18 protein-coding genes are annotated in these 17177 nt (G+C 66.4%); 10 read left to right on the top strand and 8 right to left on the bottom strand.

Going from position 1 to position 17177, the window contains the following annotated elements; all coding sequences use genetic code 11:
• Nucleotides 1-92 precede the first annotated feature (92 nt).
• Both ACEOAC_RS08525 and ACEOAC_RS08520 read right to left on the bottom strand, forming a co-directional pair.
• Nucleotides 93-941, bottom strand: a complete 849-nt coding sequence (locus ACEOAC_RS08525) for an alpha/beta hydrolase (RefSeq protein ID WP_077236387.1) — start codon at nt 939-941, stop codon at nt 93-95.
• The gene (locus tag ACEOAC_RS08520; protein WP_413628791.1) at nt 938-2350 is read right to left on the bottom strand and encodes an HdeD family acid-resistance protein; all 1413 of its coding nucleotides are present in this window, start codon (nt 2348-2350) and stop codon (nt 938-940) included. Before ACEOAC_RS08520 ends, ACEOAC_RS08525 begins: the two co-directional genes overlap by 4 nt.
• Nucleotides 2351-2509: 159 nt before the next feature.
• On the opposite strand from ACEOAC_RS08520, the gene ACEOAC_RS08515 reads away from it, so the two are divergent.
• Together ACEOAC_RS08515 and ACEOAC_RS08510 are read left to right on the top strand one after the other, a co-directional pair.
• Nucleotides 2510-3277, top strand: a complete 768-nt coding sequence (locus ACEOAC_RS08515) for a YdcF family protein (protein ID WP_413628790.1) — start codon at nt 2510-2512, stop codon at nt 3275-3277.
• 226 nt (nt 3278-3503) lie between these two features.
• On the top strand, nt 3504-5339 hold the full coding sequence (locus ACEOAC_RS08510) for a methyl-accepting chemotaxis protein (protein ID WP_413628789.1): 1836 nt from the start codon (nt 3504-3506) through the stop codon (nt 5337-5339).
• Nucleotides 5340-5432: 93 nt separating this feature from the next.
• On the opposite strand, the gene ACEOAC_RS08505 is transcribed toward ACEOAC_RS08510, so the two are convergent.
• From ACEOAC_RS08505 to ACEOAC_RS08490, 4 genes are all read right to left on the bottom strand, one after another.
• Entirely contained in the window at nt 5433-6320 is an 888-nt protein-coding gene (locus tag ACEOAC_RS08505) for an HD-GYP domain-containing protein (RefSeq protein WP_413445703.1), read from the bottom strand.
• Between the two features lie 62 nt (nt 6321-6382).
• Nucleotides 6383-7024 (bottom strand): DUF1109 domain-containing protein, encoded by a 642-nt coding sequence (locus ACEOAC_RS08500; protein ID WP_413445704.1) that lies wholly within the window; start codon nt 7022-7024, stop codon nt 6383-6385.
• Nucleotides 7021-7668, bottom strand: coding sequence for a sigma-70 family RNA polymerase sigma factor (locus ACEOAC_RS08495; RefSeq protein ID WP_039877276.1), 648 nt, complete (start codon nt 7666-7668; stop codon nt 7021-7023). Before ACEOAC_RS08495 ends, ACEOAC_RS08500 begins: the two co-directional genes overlap by 4 nt.
• A 15-nt stretch (nt 7669-7683) precedes the next feature.
• Entirely contained in the window at nt 7684-8349 is a 666-nt protein-coding gene (locus tag ACEOAC_RS08490) for a DUF1109 domain-containing protein (protein ID WP_234294162.1), read from the bottom strand.
• 244 nt (nt 8350-8593) lie between these two features.
• Between ACEOAC_RS08490 and ACEOAC_RS08485 the strand changes: the two genes are divergently transcribed.
• The 6 genes from ACEOAC_RS08485 to ACEOAC_RS08460 are packed head-to-tail and all read left to right on the top strand — an operon-like array spanning nt 8594 to nt 13988.
• Nucleotides 8594-8872, top strand: a complete 279-nt coding sequence (locus tag ACEOAC_RS08485) for a DUF2282 domain-containing protein (RefSeq protein ID WP_006465594.1) — start codon at nt 8594-8596, stop codon at nt 8870-8872.
• 11 nt (nt 8873-8883) lie between these two features.
• Nucleotides 8884-9735 (top strand): DUF692 domain-containing protein, encoded by an 852-nt coding sequence (locus tag ACEOAC_RS08480; RefSeq protein WP_413445813.1) that lies wholly within the window; start codon nt 8884-8886, stop codon nt 9733-9735.
• The gene (locus ACEOAC_RS08475; RefSeq protein WP_413628788.1) at nt 9732-10508 is read left to right on the top strand and encodes a DNA-binding domain-containing protein; all 777 of its coding nucleotides are present in this window, start codon (nt 9732-9734) and stop codon (nt 10506-10508) included. The genes ACEOAC_RS08480 and ACEOAC_RS08475 overlap by 4 nt, the downstream gene beginning before the upstream one ends.
• A gap of 11 nt (nt 10509-10519) precedes the next feature.
• Nucleotides 10520-10996, top strand: a complete 477-nt coding sequence (locus ACEOAC_RS08470; protein ID WP_234294165.1) for a DoxX family protein — start codon at nt 10520-10522, stop codon at nt 10994-10996.
• 18 nt (nt 10997-11014) lie between these two features.
• On the top strand, nt 11015-12661 hold the full coding sequence (locus ACEOAC_RS08465; RefSeq protein ID WP_413628787.1) for a methyl-accepting chemotaxis protein: 1647 nt from the start codon (nt 11015-11017) through the stop codon (nt 12659-12661).
• Between the two features lie 10 nt (nt 12662-12671).
• On the top strand, nt 12672-13988 hold the full coding sequence (locus ACEOAC_RS08460; RefSeq protein ID WP_413628786.1) for a methyltransferase domain-containing protein: 1317 nt from the start codon (nt 12672-12674) through the stop codon (nt 13986-13988).
• Between the two features lie 13 nt (nt 13989-14001).
• On the opposite strand, the gene ACEOAC_RS08455 is transcribed toward ACEOAC_RS08460, so the two are convergent.
• On the bottom strand, nt 14002-14667 hold the full coding sequence (locus ACEOAC_RS08455; RefSeq protein WP_413445340.1) for a peroxiredoxin-like family protein: 666 nt from the start codon (nt 14665-14667) through the stop codon (nt 14002-14004).
• A 161-nt stretch (nt 14668-14828) separates the two neighbouring features.
• On the opposite strand from ACEOAC_RS08455, the gene ACEOAC_RS08450 reads away from it, so the two are divergent.
• Together ACEOAC_RS08450 and ACEOAC_RS08445 are read left to right on the top strand one after the other, a co-directional pair.
• Nucleotides 14829-15722, top strand: coding sequence for a LysR substrate-binding domain-containing protein (locus ACEOAC_RS08450; RefSeq protein ID WP_413445339.1), 894 nt, complete (start codon nt 14829-14831; stop codon nt 15720-15722).
• A 292-nt stretch (nt 15723-16014) separates the two neighbouring features.
• Complete coding sequence (locus ACEOAC_RS08445; protein ID WP_006465586.1) at nt 16015-16203, top strand: hypothetical protein; 189 nt, start codon at nt 16015-16017, stop codon at nt 16201-16203.
• 14 nt (nt 16204-16217) lie between these two features.
• On the opposite strand, the gene ACEOAC_RS08440 is transcribed toward ACEOAC_RS08445, so the two are convergent.
• A complete protein-coding gene (locus ACEOAC_RS08440) occupies nt 16218-17147 on the bottom strand; it encodes a LysR family transcriptional regulator (protein ID WP_413445338.1) in 930 nt (309 codons plus the stop codon).
• Nucleotides 17148-17177: the final 30 nt, after the last annotated feature.

Raw genomic sequence — 17177 nt, 5'->3', positions numbered from 1 at the left:
TGCGACGCTTTACAGACGTAATTCCAGGTTAATTTTCCCACCCTCGGGCAGCCTGCCGATGCTCGTTTCAGGCAGCGCGCCCCCGGCACTCTTCAGTCGGCGGCTGGCAACTGCGCCAGCCAGGCACGCAAATCGTGCATGACCTGCTCACGCAGCCCGACTTCCTCGTTGAAAATCTCATGATAGGCGGCGCCATACCAGTGCAGGGTCTTCTGCGGCCCCGGCAAGGCATCGAAGAAGGCACGACTGCCACGCGGAGCGACGAAAGCGTCGTCTCCGGCCACCTGCAACAGCACCGGCCGGGTGAACTGGGCCGCATCGCGGGCCACCTGGTGCATCGCATCGAGCATGAAATTGAGCATGCGCGGGGCGATCTTGCCGTGGTTGAGCGGGTCCCGGCGGTAGGCCAGGACCTGGTGCGGATCGTGCGAAATGCGGCTGGCCGGCAGGGCCGTGGGCAGCGCCAGGCCAGGGGCGATGGCCGAAGAGACCTTCAGCAGCAGCCTTTGCCAGCCGCTCAGGTCCAATGCCAGCGCCGGGGACGACAGCGCCAGCGCGCGCACCGGGCTATAGCCACCGGTAGCGAAGCGCGCTGCCACCAGACCGCCCATGCTGTGACCGAACAGCAGCGGCGTGCACTGGGTGCGGCGGCTGAAATCATCGAAGCTTTGCTTGAGGTCGCGCAGCAGGTCGTCCGCCTGGATCAGGCTGCCCTGGCGGCCGCCGGAATTCCCGTGACCGCGATGGTCGCAGATGCGCACCGACATGCCCGCCTCGTTGAACAACTGCGCCAGCGCCGCATAGCGCCCGCCATGTTCGCCCAGCCCATGCACCATCTGCACGGCCGCCGTGGCGCCCGGTACCAGCCAGTCGCGGCAGAACAGCCGGGTCCCGTCGGCGGCATCGATCCAGTGCTCCTGCACGGGGACGAGTGCGCTCATGATTGCCCGGAACCCGGGTTTTCGCGCTCGGCATAGCGGCGCCGTGCGCGCCAGCCCTGGCGCAGGCGGCGGCTCTGGCGCAACGCCAGCTGCAGCGAGGCCGCCCAGGACAGCGGGCGCGGGTGCACCACGGCGCGCAGGGCGCGGGCATAGTCCAGCACCATGCCGGGGGTCCAGGCCATGGTCAAGGCGCGTTTGCGGATCTGGCTGGCGACCCAGATTTCGGGGGTGAACATCATCCGCACCGCATTGAACCAGTGACGGTCGCGACCACCCATGACGCCTTCCAGCGCCGCCTCCAGGGCATTGGCCACGGTGCTGGAGCAATTGCGGTGGGTCAGGTTGTAGATTTCGGTGCGGCGATAGTGCTGCCAGAAGCGATCCAGCGAAGCCCGGCGATAGTCGCGGAAGACGATCTTCTCGGTCGATTCGCACCAGGCCGCTGCTTCGCTGGCGTAGTCGGTCAGGTAGCGTCCCTTGACGTCGTTCTCGGCGGTGGCCCGCAACAGGCGCGCAAACTGGTCTGGCGAGCGGTCGATTTCCTCGGCCGGATAGAGGCTGATGTAGAGATCGGGCTGAATCTCCAGCGCCGCATGGCCGGTGGAGATGACCCCATTGAGGTCGACGGCGGCGATGTAGCGGTCGATCACCGGCTGTCGCCGCGCCGGTCCCTTGGCGCTGCCGGTCGGCGTCCAGACGTGTACGGTCAGGGGGGCCAGCGGCCCGGCCTGGGGCGCTGGCACGCTAGACGGACGCAGGCGCGACTGCAGGTCGGCCGCACCGTCATGCAGCCCGGCGTCGAAGGGTCGGTCGTCGCCGCTGTTGCGCTCCACCAGCACATCGGCCGAGGCCTGCTGCGGCAGCATGCGGCTGCGCAGCGCCAGCCAGATCATGTTCCAGCCGCCGAAGATCAGGCCCAGCGCCAGACAATAGGGTACGGTCCCCTTGTAGTGGGTGGGATAGGGCTGGAAAAAGAAGATCGCCAGCACGATCTGCACCAGTCCCCCCAGCATGGCGGTGCGCCAGCGCGGGAAACGGACCACCAGTGCCGAGGTGATCTGCAGCGAGCCGCCGATGGTGAAGGCGATGCCGAACAGCATGGCCAGCGCCATGTTGCTGGCCTGGTGCTGGGTGATGACCAGGATGGCAATGAGCAGGAACAGGGTCCCCTTGACGTAGCGCAGGGTCTTCTGCGCCCCCATGCCGCTGTTGGCCACCCACAGCGTGACCAGGCTCTCCAGCAACAGCAAGTAGCCGAACAGGGTCAGCGGAAAATTGAGCACGCCGTCCAGGGCATCGATCATCAGCGATACGCCGATGGCACCCCAGGCCAGGCCGGCCACAGCCAATGCATGCCAATTGCGGCGGATGAAATCCGCCCCCAGCAACAACAAGACGAGTCGTATCACGGCGTTCCCCGGGGCGCATGCCCTTCCCTTTAGCGATCCCGCATTTTCAGGGATTACGTGCCGCGAGGCAAATTGTGCATTTTCAGCGACGGCAACACAGGTGACGCGGGGCTGCACAATGCCGCACAATGCGCGCTCATCCTGCTTTGCGTGCCGCTCATGTCCTTTTCCGTCCTGCTCTCGGCCGTGGCCAGCAGCCTGCTGCTGCCACCGGTCTCCCCCTTGCTGCTGTGCCTGGCCGGCTGGCTGTGGCGGCGCCGTGCACCGCGCACGGGTGCGGCGCTGGTGCTGTTGGGGGTGGCCAGCCTGCTGGTGCTCAGTACCCGGATAGGCGCCCTGTGCCTGATTGCCCCGCTGGAAAACCAGTACCCGCCGCTGGCAAGCGTGGGGGATGCCCAGGCCATCGTCATCCTCGGTTCCGGCCGGATCGACCAGGCGCCGGAATACGGCGGGCTGGACGACGCCACGCCGATCGGCATGAAGCGGCTGCAATACGGTGCCGCCCTGCATCGCCAGAGCGGCCTGCCCATCCTGGTCACCGGGGGCAGTCCGGACGGCTCGCCGCAGAGCGAGGCCGAACTGATGGCGCGGGTGCTGCAACGCGATTTCGGCGTGCCGGTGCGCTGGCAGGAGCGCCATGCCGACACCACCGCCGACAACGCCACCCTGTCGGCTGCCATGCTCAAGGCGGAGGGTATCGAGCGCGTCCTCGTCGTCACCGACAGCATCCACATGCCGCGTGCCATGCGCGCCTTCGCCCGCACCGGGCTGCAGGCCAGGGCTGCGGCCACGCTGTTCCTGGTGCCGGCACGTGCGCGCGTGACCGATTACCTGCCCGGCGCCAGCCACCTGCAGATGGCCAGCTACGCCCTGCGCGAGTGGATAGGCCAGGCCTGGTATCGCCTGCGTACTGCCGTCAGCCCATGAAGTGACCCCCCTTCCGCCTCCTGTTCGCGCCTTCGCCCTTGTCATCCATCGGTAAAGTAACAAGGTCACCCAGGCTGCTGCGGTTTCGCCGTCCGGATGAGTTTCAGGGTGTCATTGTTCTTATCGTGCTCACAGAAAGTGATGTGTCCGGGGCCAGCGTCCCGATGCAATCGCTCCGGCGCAAGGATGCCGGGGAGCCTCCACCAACCAATGGGAGATCTACATCATGGGCCAGTTGTCCTTCAGCAAGAAACTTTGGCTGCCGCTCGTACTGAGCCTCATCGCACTTCTGGCCATTTCCGTCTTCAGCGCCTTCATGGTGCGTCAGGTCCGTCTGGAAGAACGCAAGGCCGACCTGACCAACATCGGCCAGACCGCGCTGTCGCTGGTCAAGGGCTACGGCGCCCTGGCCGAGGGCGGCACCATGAGCAAGGAAGAAGCACAAAAGCGCGCCAAGGCCGCCATCAAGAGCCTGCGCTATGGCAGTGATGGCTACTTCTCGATTTCCACCTCGGCCCAGATCATCGTCATGCACCCGATCAAGCCCGAACTGGATGGCAAGGACCTGACCAACTTCAAGGACCCGGCCGGCAACAACCTGTTCGTCGAGATCACCAAGGCCGGCAGCCAGCCCAATGGCGGCTTCGTCCACTATCTGTGGCCCAAGGTCGGCGCGGCCGAACCGGTGGCCAAGACCTCTTTCGTGATCTCCTATCAGCCCTGGGACTGGCACCTGACCACCGGCGCCTACATGGATGACATCAATGCCGCCTTCATGCGCAGCCTGTGGCAGATGGTGATCCTGTTCGCCGTGGTGGCTGCCGCGCTGGTGGGCCTGGTGATCGTGATCAACCGTGGCATCCTGCGTACCATCGGCGGCGATCCGGCCAAGGCAGCCGACGTGGCCAACCGCATCGCCCAGGGCGACCTTACGCCCAACATCGAGACCGCGCCGGGTGACCGCAGCAGCCTGCTGTTTGCGGTGCGCAGCATGCGTGATTCGCTGCTCAATACCATCACCAATATCAAGACCTCGGCCGACACGATTGCCACCGCCTCGCAGGAAATCGCCAGCGGCAACCTCGACCTGTCCGGCCGCACCGAACAGCAGGCCGGCTCGCTGGAAGAAACCGCCTCGGCCATGGAACAACTGACGGCCACCGTCAAGCAGAACGCCGACAACGCGCGCCAGGCCAACCAGTTGGCCGAATCGGCCTCGGACGTGGCCATCCAGGGCGGCAGCGTGGTCAGCCAGGTCGTGCAGACCATGGAAGGCATCACCGACAGTTCACGCAAGATCGCCGACATCATCGGGGTGATCGACGGTATCGCCTTCCAGACCAATATCCTGGCCCTGAACGCGGCGGTGGAAGCAGCCCGTGCCGGCGAACAGGGACGCGGCTTTGCGGTGGTGGCTTCGGAGGTGCGCTCCCTGGCCCAGCGCTCGGCCTCGGCGGCCAAGGAGATCAAGGCCTTGATCGATGACTCGGTCGCCAAGGTCGATACCGGCAGCAAGCTGGTCGAACAGGCCGGCGCCACCATGACCGAAGTGGTGGCCAGCGTACGCCGGGTGACCGATATCGTGGGCGAGATCAGCTCGGCCAGCCAGGAACAGAGCGCCGGCATCGCCGAGGTGGGGCGCGCCATTACCCAGATGGACGAGGGTACCCAGCAGAATGCTGCGCTGGTGGAACAGGCTGCCGCGGCCGCCCAGTCGCTGCAGGATCAGGCGGCGACCCTGGCCGGTCTGGTGGGCGGCTTCCACATCGACGGCAGCCATGCCCGCGTGGCGCAGACTGCGCCGGTCGCTCCCAGGGCGCCGGTGCGTCCGGCCGCACCGGCAAGTACGCCGGCCTCTGCGGCTACCCCTCCCAAACCGGCTGCAGCCCGACCGGCAGTACCCGCCCCCAAGGCTGCCGCGCCTAAGCCGGCCGCACCGAAGGCGGCTGCACCCAAGCCCGCAGCCGCCAAGGCCGAGGCGCCCGCGTCCAAGGCGGCAGGCGGCAAGTCGCCTTCGCGCCTGCCGGCCGGTGAAGATGAGGGGGATTGGGAGACCTTCTGAACCCCGGCGCCTGACACACGGTTCACGGTTCACGGTTCACGGTTCATAGTTCATGACCAGCCCGCGCCCTGCGCGGGCTTTTTCATATCGGCCTCAGGCGATGGCCGCCAGGTTTTCGCCGACCAGCCGCCCGATCAGTGCGCTGTCGGGCGCCACTGCCAGGGCACGGGCCGTATCCTGCCGGCCGGTGGCGACCAGTCCCTGGTCGTGGGCGGCAATGGTGTATTCACTATGGCAGGCCGGGCAGTACAGGGTATCGCCCGCCACCGCGTGGCGCGGACGCACCACCACCGGACCGCACGACACGCAGCGCTGCAGGGGGATACCCTCGTCGCTGTGGCCGACGATATGGGCCAGCTCGGGATGCTGTTGCAAGCCGATGAACAGCGTCCCCAGGGCCGCGTCGAATTGCCGGCCCAGCTCACCCTGGATGATCTCCATGGCTCGCGCAATGGGCATGCCGCTGCGATAGGGCCGCGTGCTGGTCATGGCATCGAAGGCGTCGCAGATGCCCACGATGCGGGCCGCCAGCGGAATGTCCTCGCCACGTCGTCCGAAGGGATAGCCCCGACCGTCCGGCGTTTCATGGTGCAGCAGCACCGCATCCTCGGCCAGCGCCGCCAGGGGATGCCCGGCCAGCATGCGATGGCCGATTTCCGGGTGGGTCTTGATGACCGCGTATTCAGTATCGTCCAATTTGGATTTCTTGCCCAATACCGCATCGGGAATGCCGATCTTGCCCAGGTCATGCAGGAAGGCGCCGATGGTGATGCGCGCTACCTGCGCCGGCTCCAGCCCGGCCGCTTCGGCCAGCAGCCGCGATAACCGCGCCACCCGCCACAGATGCCCGCCGGTATAGGGATCACGCGCTTCCACTGCCCAGGCCAGCAGGAACAGGCTGGTGAGCAAGGGCGCGTCGTCGGCAGCGTGACGTGCAGGGGTCTTGGGGGTGGCGCGTCGCCACAGGTCTGACAGTCGCATGTTCCTGGTTTCTCCGTTTTTCCGGCTTGTTTTTCAGATCACTTTTCAGCTTGCTTTCCGGCCTACCAGCGCAACAACCGCGGTCCCAGCAACAGACCGGCAAGCGCCGGCACCAGCATCCCCAGGAAATACCACAGGCCCCAGAAAGGCGCCTCCATCTCCGGGCAATGCAGGCAATACACCATGGTCGCCACGGCCCCTGCCAGCAGCCCGGCCACCGCACCGGTCAGGCGCAGACGAGTTGGCGCCATGCCGCGCACGGCCCAGAAGATGCCGATGAACAGCGGCACCGACAGCAGCGCGATATTGAAGGGGCAGCTGCGCCAGGTGCTGCCCATGAGCAGCGGCAGGCGTTGCGCCGCCGGACTGGAAAGCAGCACCAGCGCACCACCGGCCCAGATCGCCAGGCTGGGCAAGGCGATACCAGCCCAGGTGGCACCCACCCGCAGGCCCGGGCGCATCAGGCGCCGCAGCACCAGCATGGCCCCCACGGCCAATGCACTCGGGAAGGCCAGCTTGATCCAGAACATCGGCACGCCCACCATCACGCCCAGGTCCGGGCGCAGGCCATAGATCATCAACATCAGCAGCAGCGACAACACCGCGCCCAGTGTCAGTGCCTGCACCATCTGCCGCAGCGGCAGCCGCCGGTCCACGGGGGCCACGCCGCTGGCCATCATGGCAATGAGTTCATCGGTCTTCATGCTTGCAATTTCTCCCTGATCTTGAGTGCTAGCGCCTTGAGGCCACGGTGGATACCGACCTTCACGGCCGACTCCGACATCCCCGTCAGTTGCGCCGTCTCGGCCACCGACAGGCCTTCCAGCTTCACGTGCAGGATCGGCAGGCGCTGCTTCTCGGGCAATTCCTCCAGCAGCGCACCGACATCGCGCCGGGCCTGGGCCGGTTCGTCGTCGCAGGTGGCCAGCAGGTCGTGTTCTTCGTCCAGCGGATCGTTGAAGGCTTCCCGGCGCGAGCGGGCACGCAGGAAATCCATCAGCTTGTAGCGGGCGATGGCATGCACCCAGGCCGTCAGCGGCTGGTCGGGCCGATAGGTATGACGAGCGTTATGCACCGCCAGCAGGGTTTCCTGGACCACGTCCTCGACTTCGTCCTGCATGTTCTGCAGACGCCTGCGCAGGAAGGCCCGCAGCCGCCCGCTGAGTTCGGAAAGGAAATCCCGATAGGCCACGGCGTCACCATCCAGCCCGGCCAGCAGCAAAGCGCGCAGGCGTTCTTCGGTGGGGTGCGAGGGCTCCTTGCCGGCCAATGGCTGGCCCGGTCGGACGGTCCGGTCATCCGGCAAGGCCGGTGCGGCATGAGCAAACATGAATAGGCTTTCAGTCATGGAAGAGCCGCCAGATCACCAACGGAGCAGCCAGGGACCGGACCAGGCACCGGCCAGCGTCGGCAGCGCCACCCCCAGCACATACCAGACACCCCAGAAGGGCGGTGCCATCTCCACGCAATAAAGTGAATAGACTAGCACGCCCTGTGCGCCCGCCACCAGCCCGGCGACCGCGCCGGCCGCGTGCAGCCGGGTGGGTGCCAGACCGCGCATGAACCACAGCATGGTGGCCAGCGTGGGCAGCGACAGCAAGGCCACGTTGAGGGAACAGACTTCCCAGCTGCTGCCCAGCAAGAGCTCCAGCCGTTGCGAGGGCGGCGCCAGGGCCAGCCAGCTGCCACCGGCCAGCCACAGCACCAGGGGTGGCAGCAGCAGCGCCGCCGCCGGTCCCGGGCCGATGCGCACACCCGGTCGTGCCAGCCGCGCCGCCGCCATCTGTCCGGCCAGCAGGGCCGCCAGCGGGAAGGACACCTTCATCCAGAACAAGGGCGCCTGCAGCAACTGCCGCACATCACTGCGCACCCCATACAGCGCCGCCAGCAGCAGCAGCGCCCCCAGCAAGCCGAGCGCCAGTGCCACCGCCATGCGCGCGGTGACATGGCGCAGCATCACAGGTCGGCCGCCGGCGGCCTGTCCTTCCGTGCCGGCGGCCAGCATATTGACCAGTTCCATCGTTTTCATTGCATCCCCCTCTGGCTCATGCGAGCAGGTACGCGCTCCAGGCGCTCTCCTATGTATTCGTCTGAACCCTGCCGCCGGTTACAGGCGGCGCAAAAAATATTTATCCGAAAAATTTTGCGACGGCTGTAACCGGCGCCCGACTGCCGGCGAATTAACCATCAGATCGGCAGCCACGGCATTCCCCGCCGGCGGACTGCACCGGTCGCTATCACTTTCTTCACTTTCCAATTTCAAGGAGTCCACCATGAACGCACGTATCGTCGCCACCGCCGCCCTGACCCTCGCCACCCTCGCTTCGGGCGTGGCCATGGCACAAGACAAGCAACCGATGAACAAGACCGCCGTCGAGAAGTGCTATGGCGTCTCCATGGCCGGCCAGAACGACTGCAAGGCCGGTGAAGGCACCACCTGCGCCGGCACCGCCAAGATGGACTACCAGGGCAATGCCTGGAAGAACGTGCCGGCCGGTACCTGCACCTCCATCAAGACCCCGCACGGCATGGGCTCGCTCAAGCCGATGTAAGCGAGACGGTCATGACCACCCACACCATCTCGGCCGGACTCGGTCTGAAGCCCCAGCATTTCGATGCAGCGCTGGCCTGCGGGCAGGCAGGCTTGTGGTTCGAAGTCCATCCGGAAAACTACCTGATGGACGGCGGCCCCCGCCTGGCCTGGCTGCAGGCCATCCGCGAACGCCATCCCCTGGCCTTGCATGGTGTGTCGTTGTCCCTGGCCGGCCCCGATGCCCCCGATCCCGATCACCTGCGCCGACTGGCGCATCTGATCGACCGGGTGGAACCGGTGCTGGTCTCGGAGCACCTGGCATGGTCGCGCATCGCCGGTCACTATCTGCCCGACCTGCTGCCGGTACCCCGCACCAGCACCACGCTGGCACGCGTGGCGGCCAACATCAACCGCACGCAGGATGCGCTCAAGCGCCGCATCGCCCTGGAGAATCCTTCACATTACCTGCACATGGAACAGCACGCCTGGAGCGAGCCGGAATTCCTGCAGGAACTGGTCCGCCGTACCGGTTGCACCCTGCTGATCGATGTCAACAACGTCCATGTCAGCGCCTGCAACCTCGGCATCGATGCCCGCGCCTACCTGGACCAGTTGCCCGCGGCCGACATCCATGAAATCCACCTCGCCGGCCATAGTGCCGATGTCAGCCTGCCCGGGCTGCTGGTGGATTCGCACGATGCCCCGGTGGCGCCGGTGGTCTGGGCGTTGTACCAGCACCTGATCACGCGCATCGGCGCGCGCCCCACCCTGATCGAACGCGACGGCAATGTGCCGGCCTTCGAGCAGTTGCTGCAGGAGCGCGCCATGGCCGCCGATCTGCTGGCCAGCGTTGCTCAGGCCGATGCGGAGCAGGCAGCATGAGCGAGCTCACCACGGACGATGTCCACTTCCACTACTACCCGGCCTTCCTGCAAGCCCTCCTGGAAGACCACAGCGACGACGCCACCGTCGCCGCCCTGCTGCGGCAGCCGGCCTTCGCGGTCTATCGCAATACCGTCTTCAAGGGCTGCGTGGACGCCCTGGCGGCCAACTACCCGGCCGTGCAGCGGCTGGTCGGCAGCGACTGGATGCACGCGGCCGCCTTGGCCTACGCCCGCGACCACCTGCCCCGGCAGGCCAGCCTGATCGCCTATGGCGAAGGCTTTGCCGCCTTCCTGGCAGCCCTGCCCGCCGCCGATGAACTGCCCTACCTGCCCGGCGTGGCCATGCTGGACCGCTGCTGGACCGAAGCCCACCTGGCTGCCGACCAGCCCATGGTGGAGACCGCCGCGCTGCAGAGCGCGCTGGTGGCCGGCCAGGACGTGCGCCTGGTACCGCATGCCGCCACGCGCTGGCACCACGATGCGCAGCATCCGGTCACCACCATCTGGTCGGCCAATCGCACCGACCCCGCGATCGATCCGGGTGATATCGACTGGCACGGCGAAGCCGCACTCTTCACCCGGCCGCAGGCCGAGGTGCAATGGCAGGCAATCAGCCACGGGGCATGCCGCTTCCTGGCCGCCTGCCGCGAGGGCCAGCCCGTCACCCAGGCCGCCGCGCTGGCGCTGGCGCAGGAACCTGATCTGGATGTCGCCGCCCTGCTGGGCCGGCTGCTGCTGGCCGGCGCCTTTACCGCATTCACCTTCAATTGACGGAGAACACCATGCAACATCGCACCGCCCTGCCGGCCACCACGGTCGACCAAGTCCGCCCCACGCTCTGGAACCGCGCCGCAGGGCTCGCCCAGGGTCTCATCAGCGACACCCTGCTGGCCCTGGTGGCACGGGTGGCGATCGCGGCGATCTTCTTTCTCTCCGGCCGCACCAAGGTCAGCGGCTGGCTCACCATCAAGGACAGCACCTACGTCCTGTTCCAGGAGGAATACCGGCTGCCGCTGGTGCCGCCCGATCTCGCCGCGCACATGGCGGCCTATGCGGAACACCTGTTCCCGCTGCTGCTGGTGCTGGGCCTGTTCACCCGCGGCGCGGCGCTGGCCCTGCTGGGCATGACGGCGGTCATCGAGATCTTTGTCTATCCCGATGCCTGGCCGACGCACCTGTCCTGGGCCGGCCTGCTCCTGCTGCTGGTGGCACGCGGTGGCGGCACCTGGTCGCTGGACCATCGCCTCGGTCTGCGTTGAACTGCGCGGGAGCCGAACATGCTGGCAAGACTGAGCTTACGCAGCGCATTGCTGCTGGTGGTGGGTATTTTCTCCCTGGCCTTGTGGATCGCAGTGGGCATCGCCTGGCAAGGCGCACGGGCGGCGGCCCAGGCCACCACCGCCCTGATCGTGCTGTCGGACCAGCGCATCCAGCCCCTGCACGATACCGAGCGGCTGTTCCTGTCGACCCTGATCTACATGGACAACGCCTACATCAACCTGGTCAAGGATGACCAGATCAAGTCCAACGACTACACCCGGCGTGCCTCGGCCGCCCTGCAGGCGGCCCGCAAGGCCTTCGAGGGCTACCGCAAGACACTGCCGGCCGAGGCGATGGCCGAGGCCCAGGTCGTCCGCGTGAACCAGGCCTACGAGGCCTATACCAAGGTCCTCGGCCTGCGCGAGGTCGCGCTCTATGACGTCTCGCTGGACGACTATGCGGCTGCGACCGTCAGTGCGGAAGCCGCCGACCGTGAATTCGCCGCCACCCTGCGCGAGGTGATCGCCCAAGCCGAAACCGTGCGTGACGATCTGCGCCTGGCCGCCGAGCGACGTATCGCAACGACCACCTACCTGGCCGTCGCGATGCTGGCTTGCTCGTTGTTGCTCGCCGGCCTGTGCTGGTGGCTGTTCGGGCGACTGGTGCTCACGCCGCTGAGGCAGGCTGCACAGCATTTCGACCGCATCGCCGACGGCAATCTCGGCCATCCGGTACAGGGCATTTCCCGCAATGAGATCGGGGTGCTGCTGGCGGCGCTGGCGCGCATGCAGGAGAGCCTGGGCGCCACCGTCGTCGACATCCGCGATGCCACCCGTGATGTGCATCAGGGCGCGCGCGACATCGCGCAAGGCAATGGTGAACTGGCGCAACGCACCGAAGCACAAGCCGCCGCACTGGAAGAGACCGCCGCCACCCTGCGGCAGTTGTCGGCAGCCGTCGGCAACAACGCACAGAACGCCGAACGCACCAATGCCCTGGCCGCCACCGCCGCCCACGACGCCCAGCGCGGTGGCCAGGTCATGGGCGGCATCGCCGGCGCCATGGCGCGGGTCACCGCCAGCGCAGGACGCATTTCAGACATTGTCAGCGTGATCGATGGCATCGCCTTCCAGACCAACATCCTGGCCCTCAACGCGGCGGTGGAAGCGGCCCGCGCAGGCAGCCAGGGGCGTGGTTTCGCGGTGGTCGCCGCAGAAGTCCGCTCATTGGCACTGCGCAGCGCCGAAGCGGCGCGCGAAGTCAAGGAACTGATTGCGGATTCGATCGGTTCGGTAGGCCAGGCGGCTGATCAGGTCAAGCAGGCGGACCAGGCCATCGGGCAGATCGTGGTGTCGTTCGGTCACGTGATGAGCACCGTCCATGACATCGCCACCGCCACCCGTGAGCAAGCCGAAGGCATCGACCGGGTCAGCCGCACGCTGGTGGACATGGACCAGGCCACCCAACAGAACGCCGCGCTGGTGGAGCAGACCTCGGCAGCGGCCCACGGCCTGACCGCCCAGGCTGTCGCCCTGACCACATCGGTAGCCGCTTTCACGCTGGCGTCATCGGCCACAGAAGCCGATCCGCTGCCGCACTCCAGCGTCGCCGGCGCCGCCATTGCCGCCACCCCCGGCCCGACCCCGGTCCTGCTATCCCGATAAGGAGCCCCACTTGGCCCATTCAAACGCACTGCAAGACCTGCTCGAACAAAGCTTCACTTCTGCATTCGCCCATCACGCCGCCGGCCGCCTGGACGACGCGGAAGACGACTATCGTCTGCTGCTGGAGCTCGACGAGCACCATGCAGCGGCGCTGCATTACCTGGGTGTATTGCTGCACCAGCGCGGCCAGCATGATGAAGGTCTGGCCCTGATGCACCAGGCGGCCGACCTGGCCGCGCCCGATCCCGACTGGTGCAACGACCTGGGCAATGTGCTGTTCGCCTGCCAGCAATTCGCAGCGGCGGCCAAGGCCTATGACGACGCCCTCGCCCTGCGACCGGACGACGCACAGCTGTGGAACAACCTGGGAGCCGCCCTGCGCGCCCAGAGCAAGAACGAGGCGGCCATCGGCGCCTGTGAACGGGCGCTGGCGATCGACCCGCAACTGCTGCCCGCCATGCACCAGCTGGCAGAACTGCACGGCCAGGCCGGCGAGCGCATGCTCAGTTCGCGCTACCAGTGCATGGCCTATGTGTTGCCGCCGCATGAAGGCAAGTCACGCGAGCTGCTGGCCATTTCCCACTACTTCCTGGGGCAGCCGCAGCAGGCGGCCGAGGTCTGCCGCCAATGGCTGCAGGAAGAACCCGGCCACCCCATTGCCACCCACATGCATGCGGCCTATGCCGGCCTGCCCAGCGATACGGTACCGCGTGACTACATCGTGCGTCGCTTCGACGACTATGCCGATCACTTCGACAGCAACCTGGTGTCGCATCTGGAATACCGTGGCCCGCAGGTACTGGCGGCGGTATTGCAGGCCGAGCTGCCACCGCCGCAAGCGGTGCTGGACGTGCTGGACGCCGGCTGTGGCACCGGCCTGTGCGCACCGGTACTGGCACCCTATGCGCGCCGGCTGGAAGGGATAGACCTGTCGCCCAACATGCTGGGCCACGCCGCCCGCCATCACGACTATGCCCATCTGGCACAGGCTGAAGTAAGCGAATGGATGAGCACGCATGCACACCATTACGACCTGATCGTGGCGTGCGATGTGCTGATCTACTGCGGTCAACTGGAGGCGTTCTTCAGCGCCGCCGCGCAATCGCTGCGTCAGGGCGGACATCTGTTCTTCACCGTGGAACTGGCCGACAGCGAACACGCGGCCCCCTACCATCTCCACGCCAGTGGTCGCTTCCGCCACCAGCGCGCCTACCTGGAAGACTGCCTGCGCACTGCCGGCCTGCATCCGCTGTTGATCCGCGAAGAAAGCCTGCGCGTGGAAATGCAGCAGGCCGTGCCGGGCCTGGTCGTGCTGGCCCGGCACTGACGCCATCCGCCGATCAGAGCGCCGCCTGGCGAATGGCCGGCAGCATGTCCGACGGATCGGGACGGCGCGTGTAGTCGGGATTGACCTCGGCGTAGACGATGACGCCATCACGACCGATCACATAGCGCGCCGGCATCGGCAGGGTCCAGCCCGGGTCGCCATTGAAGGCCGGCAGGTCGTTCTTGAGCGACTGATAGAGCTGCACCAGATAGTCAGGCAAGCTGAAGCGCAGGCCGAAGGCGGCCGCCACTTCATTGTGGCTATCCGACAGGATGGGGAATTCCAGTGCATTCTGACGCAATGCCTTGCGGCTGTTGGCCGGCAACTGCGGCGAGATCGCCACCAGGCTAGCGCCCAGTTCGCGCATGGCCGGCAATGCTTCCTGCAGCGCCTGCAATTCCATGTTGCAGTAGGGGCACCAGACGCCGCGATAGAAGCTCAGCACCAGCGGCCCCTCGGCCAGCAATTCGGTGGACGACACCAGCTTGCCCTCGGGGTCGGGCAGGACGAAATCGGGTGCGCGGTCACCGGCCTTGAGCGCTCGTTGCGCCGCGCCCGAGGCGATCAGTTCGTCGGTGGCGCGTTGCATGGTGGCGATCACGGCGGGTGGCACGTTGTAGGGCGGCTTGCCGGCCACGAAGTCAGCCTTGAATGCGTCGAGTCGGTCTTGCAAAGTCATGATGAAGCTCCTGTTTTCTGTTGCTGGGGTTGAGTGGGTCCTGCAGAGTGGCGGCCGGTGGTGTGTGCGCCAGCCGATGGAATGCATTCTGTTCCCCCATCGGCAGGAATGGCAGATAGCTCCCGGCTATAATGCTCATTCCAAACAGGAATGGGTGAGACATGGATCGGTTGCTGGCAATGACGAGTTTTGTGCGGGTGGTGGAGGCTGGGTCCTTTTCCGGCGCGGCGCGGGTACTGGGCGTGGGGCAACCGGCCGTCTCCAAGACCGTGGCGCAGCTGGAAGACAAGCTGCAGGTCAAGCTGCTGCTGCGCTCCACCCATGGACTCACGCCGACCGAGGCCGGGCTGCGTTTCTACGAGCGTGCCCGCGTGGCGATCCAGGAGGCCGACGAAGCCGAACTGGCGGCCCGGGGCGCCGGTGCCGGGCTGTCCGGGCGGCTGCGCATTTCTGCCGCGCCGACCTTTGCGCGACTGTTCGTGATTCCCCATCTGCCGCATTTCCTGGCACGCCACCCCGGGCTGGAGGTCGATGTGATTCTGGACGACCGCACCATCGACCTGATCGCCGAGGGCATCGATGTCTCGCTGCGCATGGGCAGCCTGGCCGACTCCGGCGTGGTCGCGCGCAAGCTGGCCACCAGCCGGCGCTCCGTGCTGGCCAGTGCCAGTTACCTGAAGCAGATCGACGCCCCGCGGGTGCCGGCCGACCTGTCAACCCACGAAACATTGGTCTTCAGCCAGTTGAGCAATGTCTGGACCTTCACGCGGGAAGGCAGCGAAGTGTCAGTACTGGTAAGTGGGCGGGTACGTTTCAACGCCGCCGAAGGGATACGGGCCGGGGTACTGGCCGGCATCGGCCTGACCATCGTCTCCGACTGGATGTTCGCCCCTGAACTGGCCGATGGCAGCGTGCAACGTCTGTTGCCGGACTGGTCGCTGCCCGAGATCGCGCTGTGGGCGGTGTTTCCCACCGGACGCATGGCCTCGGCCAAGGCCAGGGCGTTTGCCGATTTCGTCGAGGAAATCATGTTGCAGCAGGCGCTCGCCGCCTGAATCCGCTGGGCGCCAGCGCCCCGGTATCGCACGCCGGCAAGGCGTCATCGCACTCACATGCCGTTGCAGCAACGCTGAGCGCGGCTTCATGTCCACAGCACAACAAGCCTGCACTTCGCAGGCAGATTTGTCGCACTTTTATTCAGGCCGGTGGTCGTACCTGCATTCGGCTTGACTTAGAATAGCCAAAGCTCACGACGTAATCGATTGGTACGCACCAGCCTGCATGCGCGATGAACCTGCCCCGGGTCTTGCACAGCAGTCACAGTGCGACATCTGAAAGGAAAACGGCATGACGCAGTCCCCCAAAAACATCTCGGCCCTGATGTGTGAGCTCAGCGTGGCATTGGCGGAGTTATCGGAGAAGATGAGCAATCTTTCGGTGACACTGGAAAACTCCTACCTGGAATCCAACGCCCCTGAACCAGCCGCCCTGATGGAAGCTGCCCGCGAAACCATCGCCAAGGCCCGCGGCAACTGAAGCGCGAAGCCAACTCAAGCGGTGGCCGGTGGCACTTCTGCCGGCCCCGCTCCCCAGAACTCCTCCCCCAGGGCTGCCAGCCGGTCCACGATGAAGTCCGCCACCACCTGTACCCGCAACAGATCGCGCGCATCCGCATGCGTGACCAGCCAATAGCAGCGGGACAGCGCAATCTCTTGCGGCAGCACCCGGATCAATCCCGGCTCGCGGCGCGCCAGGAAGCAAGGCAGCACGCCCATGCCGACACCTGTCTTCACCGCCTGCACCTGGCTGATGACATTGGAGATGCGCACCTGCGGCCGGATGGCCGGTGAAATCTCGGCCAGGTAGTCCAGTTCAGGCGACCACATCAGATCCTCGATATAGCCGACCCAACGCTGCCCCTGCAGCTGCTGCCGTTGCGTCAGCGGGCCGTGGCGCGCCAGGTAATCGGCACTGGCGTAGACCCCCAGCGAATAATCATTGAGCCGGCGTGCGATCAGCCGGCCCTGCTCCGGTCGCGTCATGCTGATGGCGATATCGGCCTCGCGCCGGGACAGGCTGAACATGCGGGGATTGGCCACCAGCTCCACCTCCAGCTCGGGATGCCGCTGCGCCAGCGCCTGCAGTTGCGCAGCCAGGAAGTAGGTGCCCCAGGCCTCGGGCGTGCCGATGCGCACCGAGCCGGTCAGCCCCTGGGCCGGGTCATCCTGGCGGGCGCCGATGCGCACAGCCAGGTTTTCCATGGCCTCGGCATCGGGCACCAGTCGCTCGCCTTCGACAGTGAGCGCGTAGCCGTTGGCGCGACGGTCGAACAGGGTCTGACCGATGGCACGCTCCAGGGCCACGATGCGGCGGCTCAGCGTGGAATGATCCACCCCCAGCTTGCGCGCCGCGACCGTCAGGCGGCCGGCGCGTACCACGGCGAGAAAGGCTTGCAGATCGTCCCAGTCGAAGCTGTGCATAGGTTCTCTTGATGGGCGTGGTATGTGAAT

It is taken from the genome of Herbaspirillum frisingense (assembly GCF_047325095.1).
In the GTDB taxonomy this organism is placed as follows: domain Bacteria; phylum Pseudomonadota; class Gammaproteobacteria; order Burkholderiales; family Burkholderiaceae_D; genus Herbaspirillum; species Herbaspirillum frisingense.
Note: the sequence above shows the minus strand (reverse complement) of the source record. Positions and strands in the feature narration are given on the sequence as shown.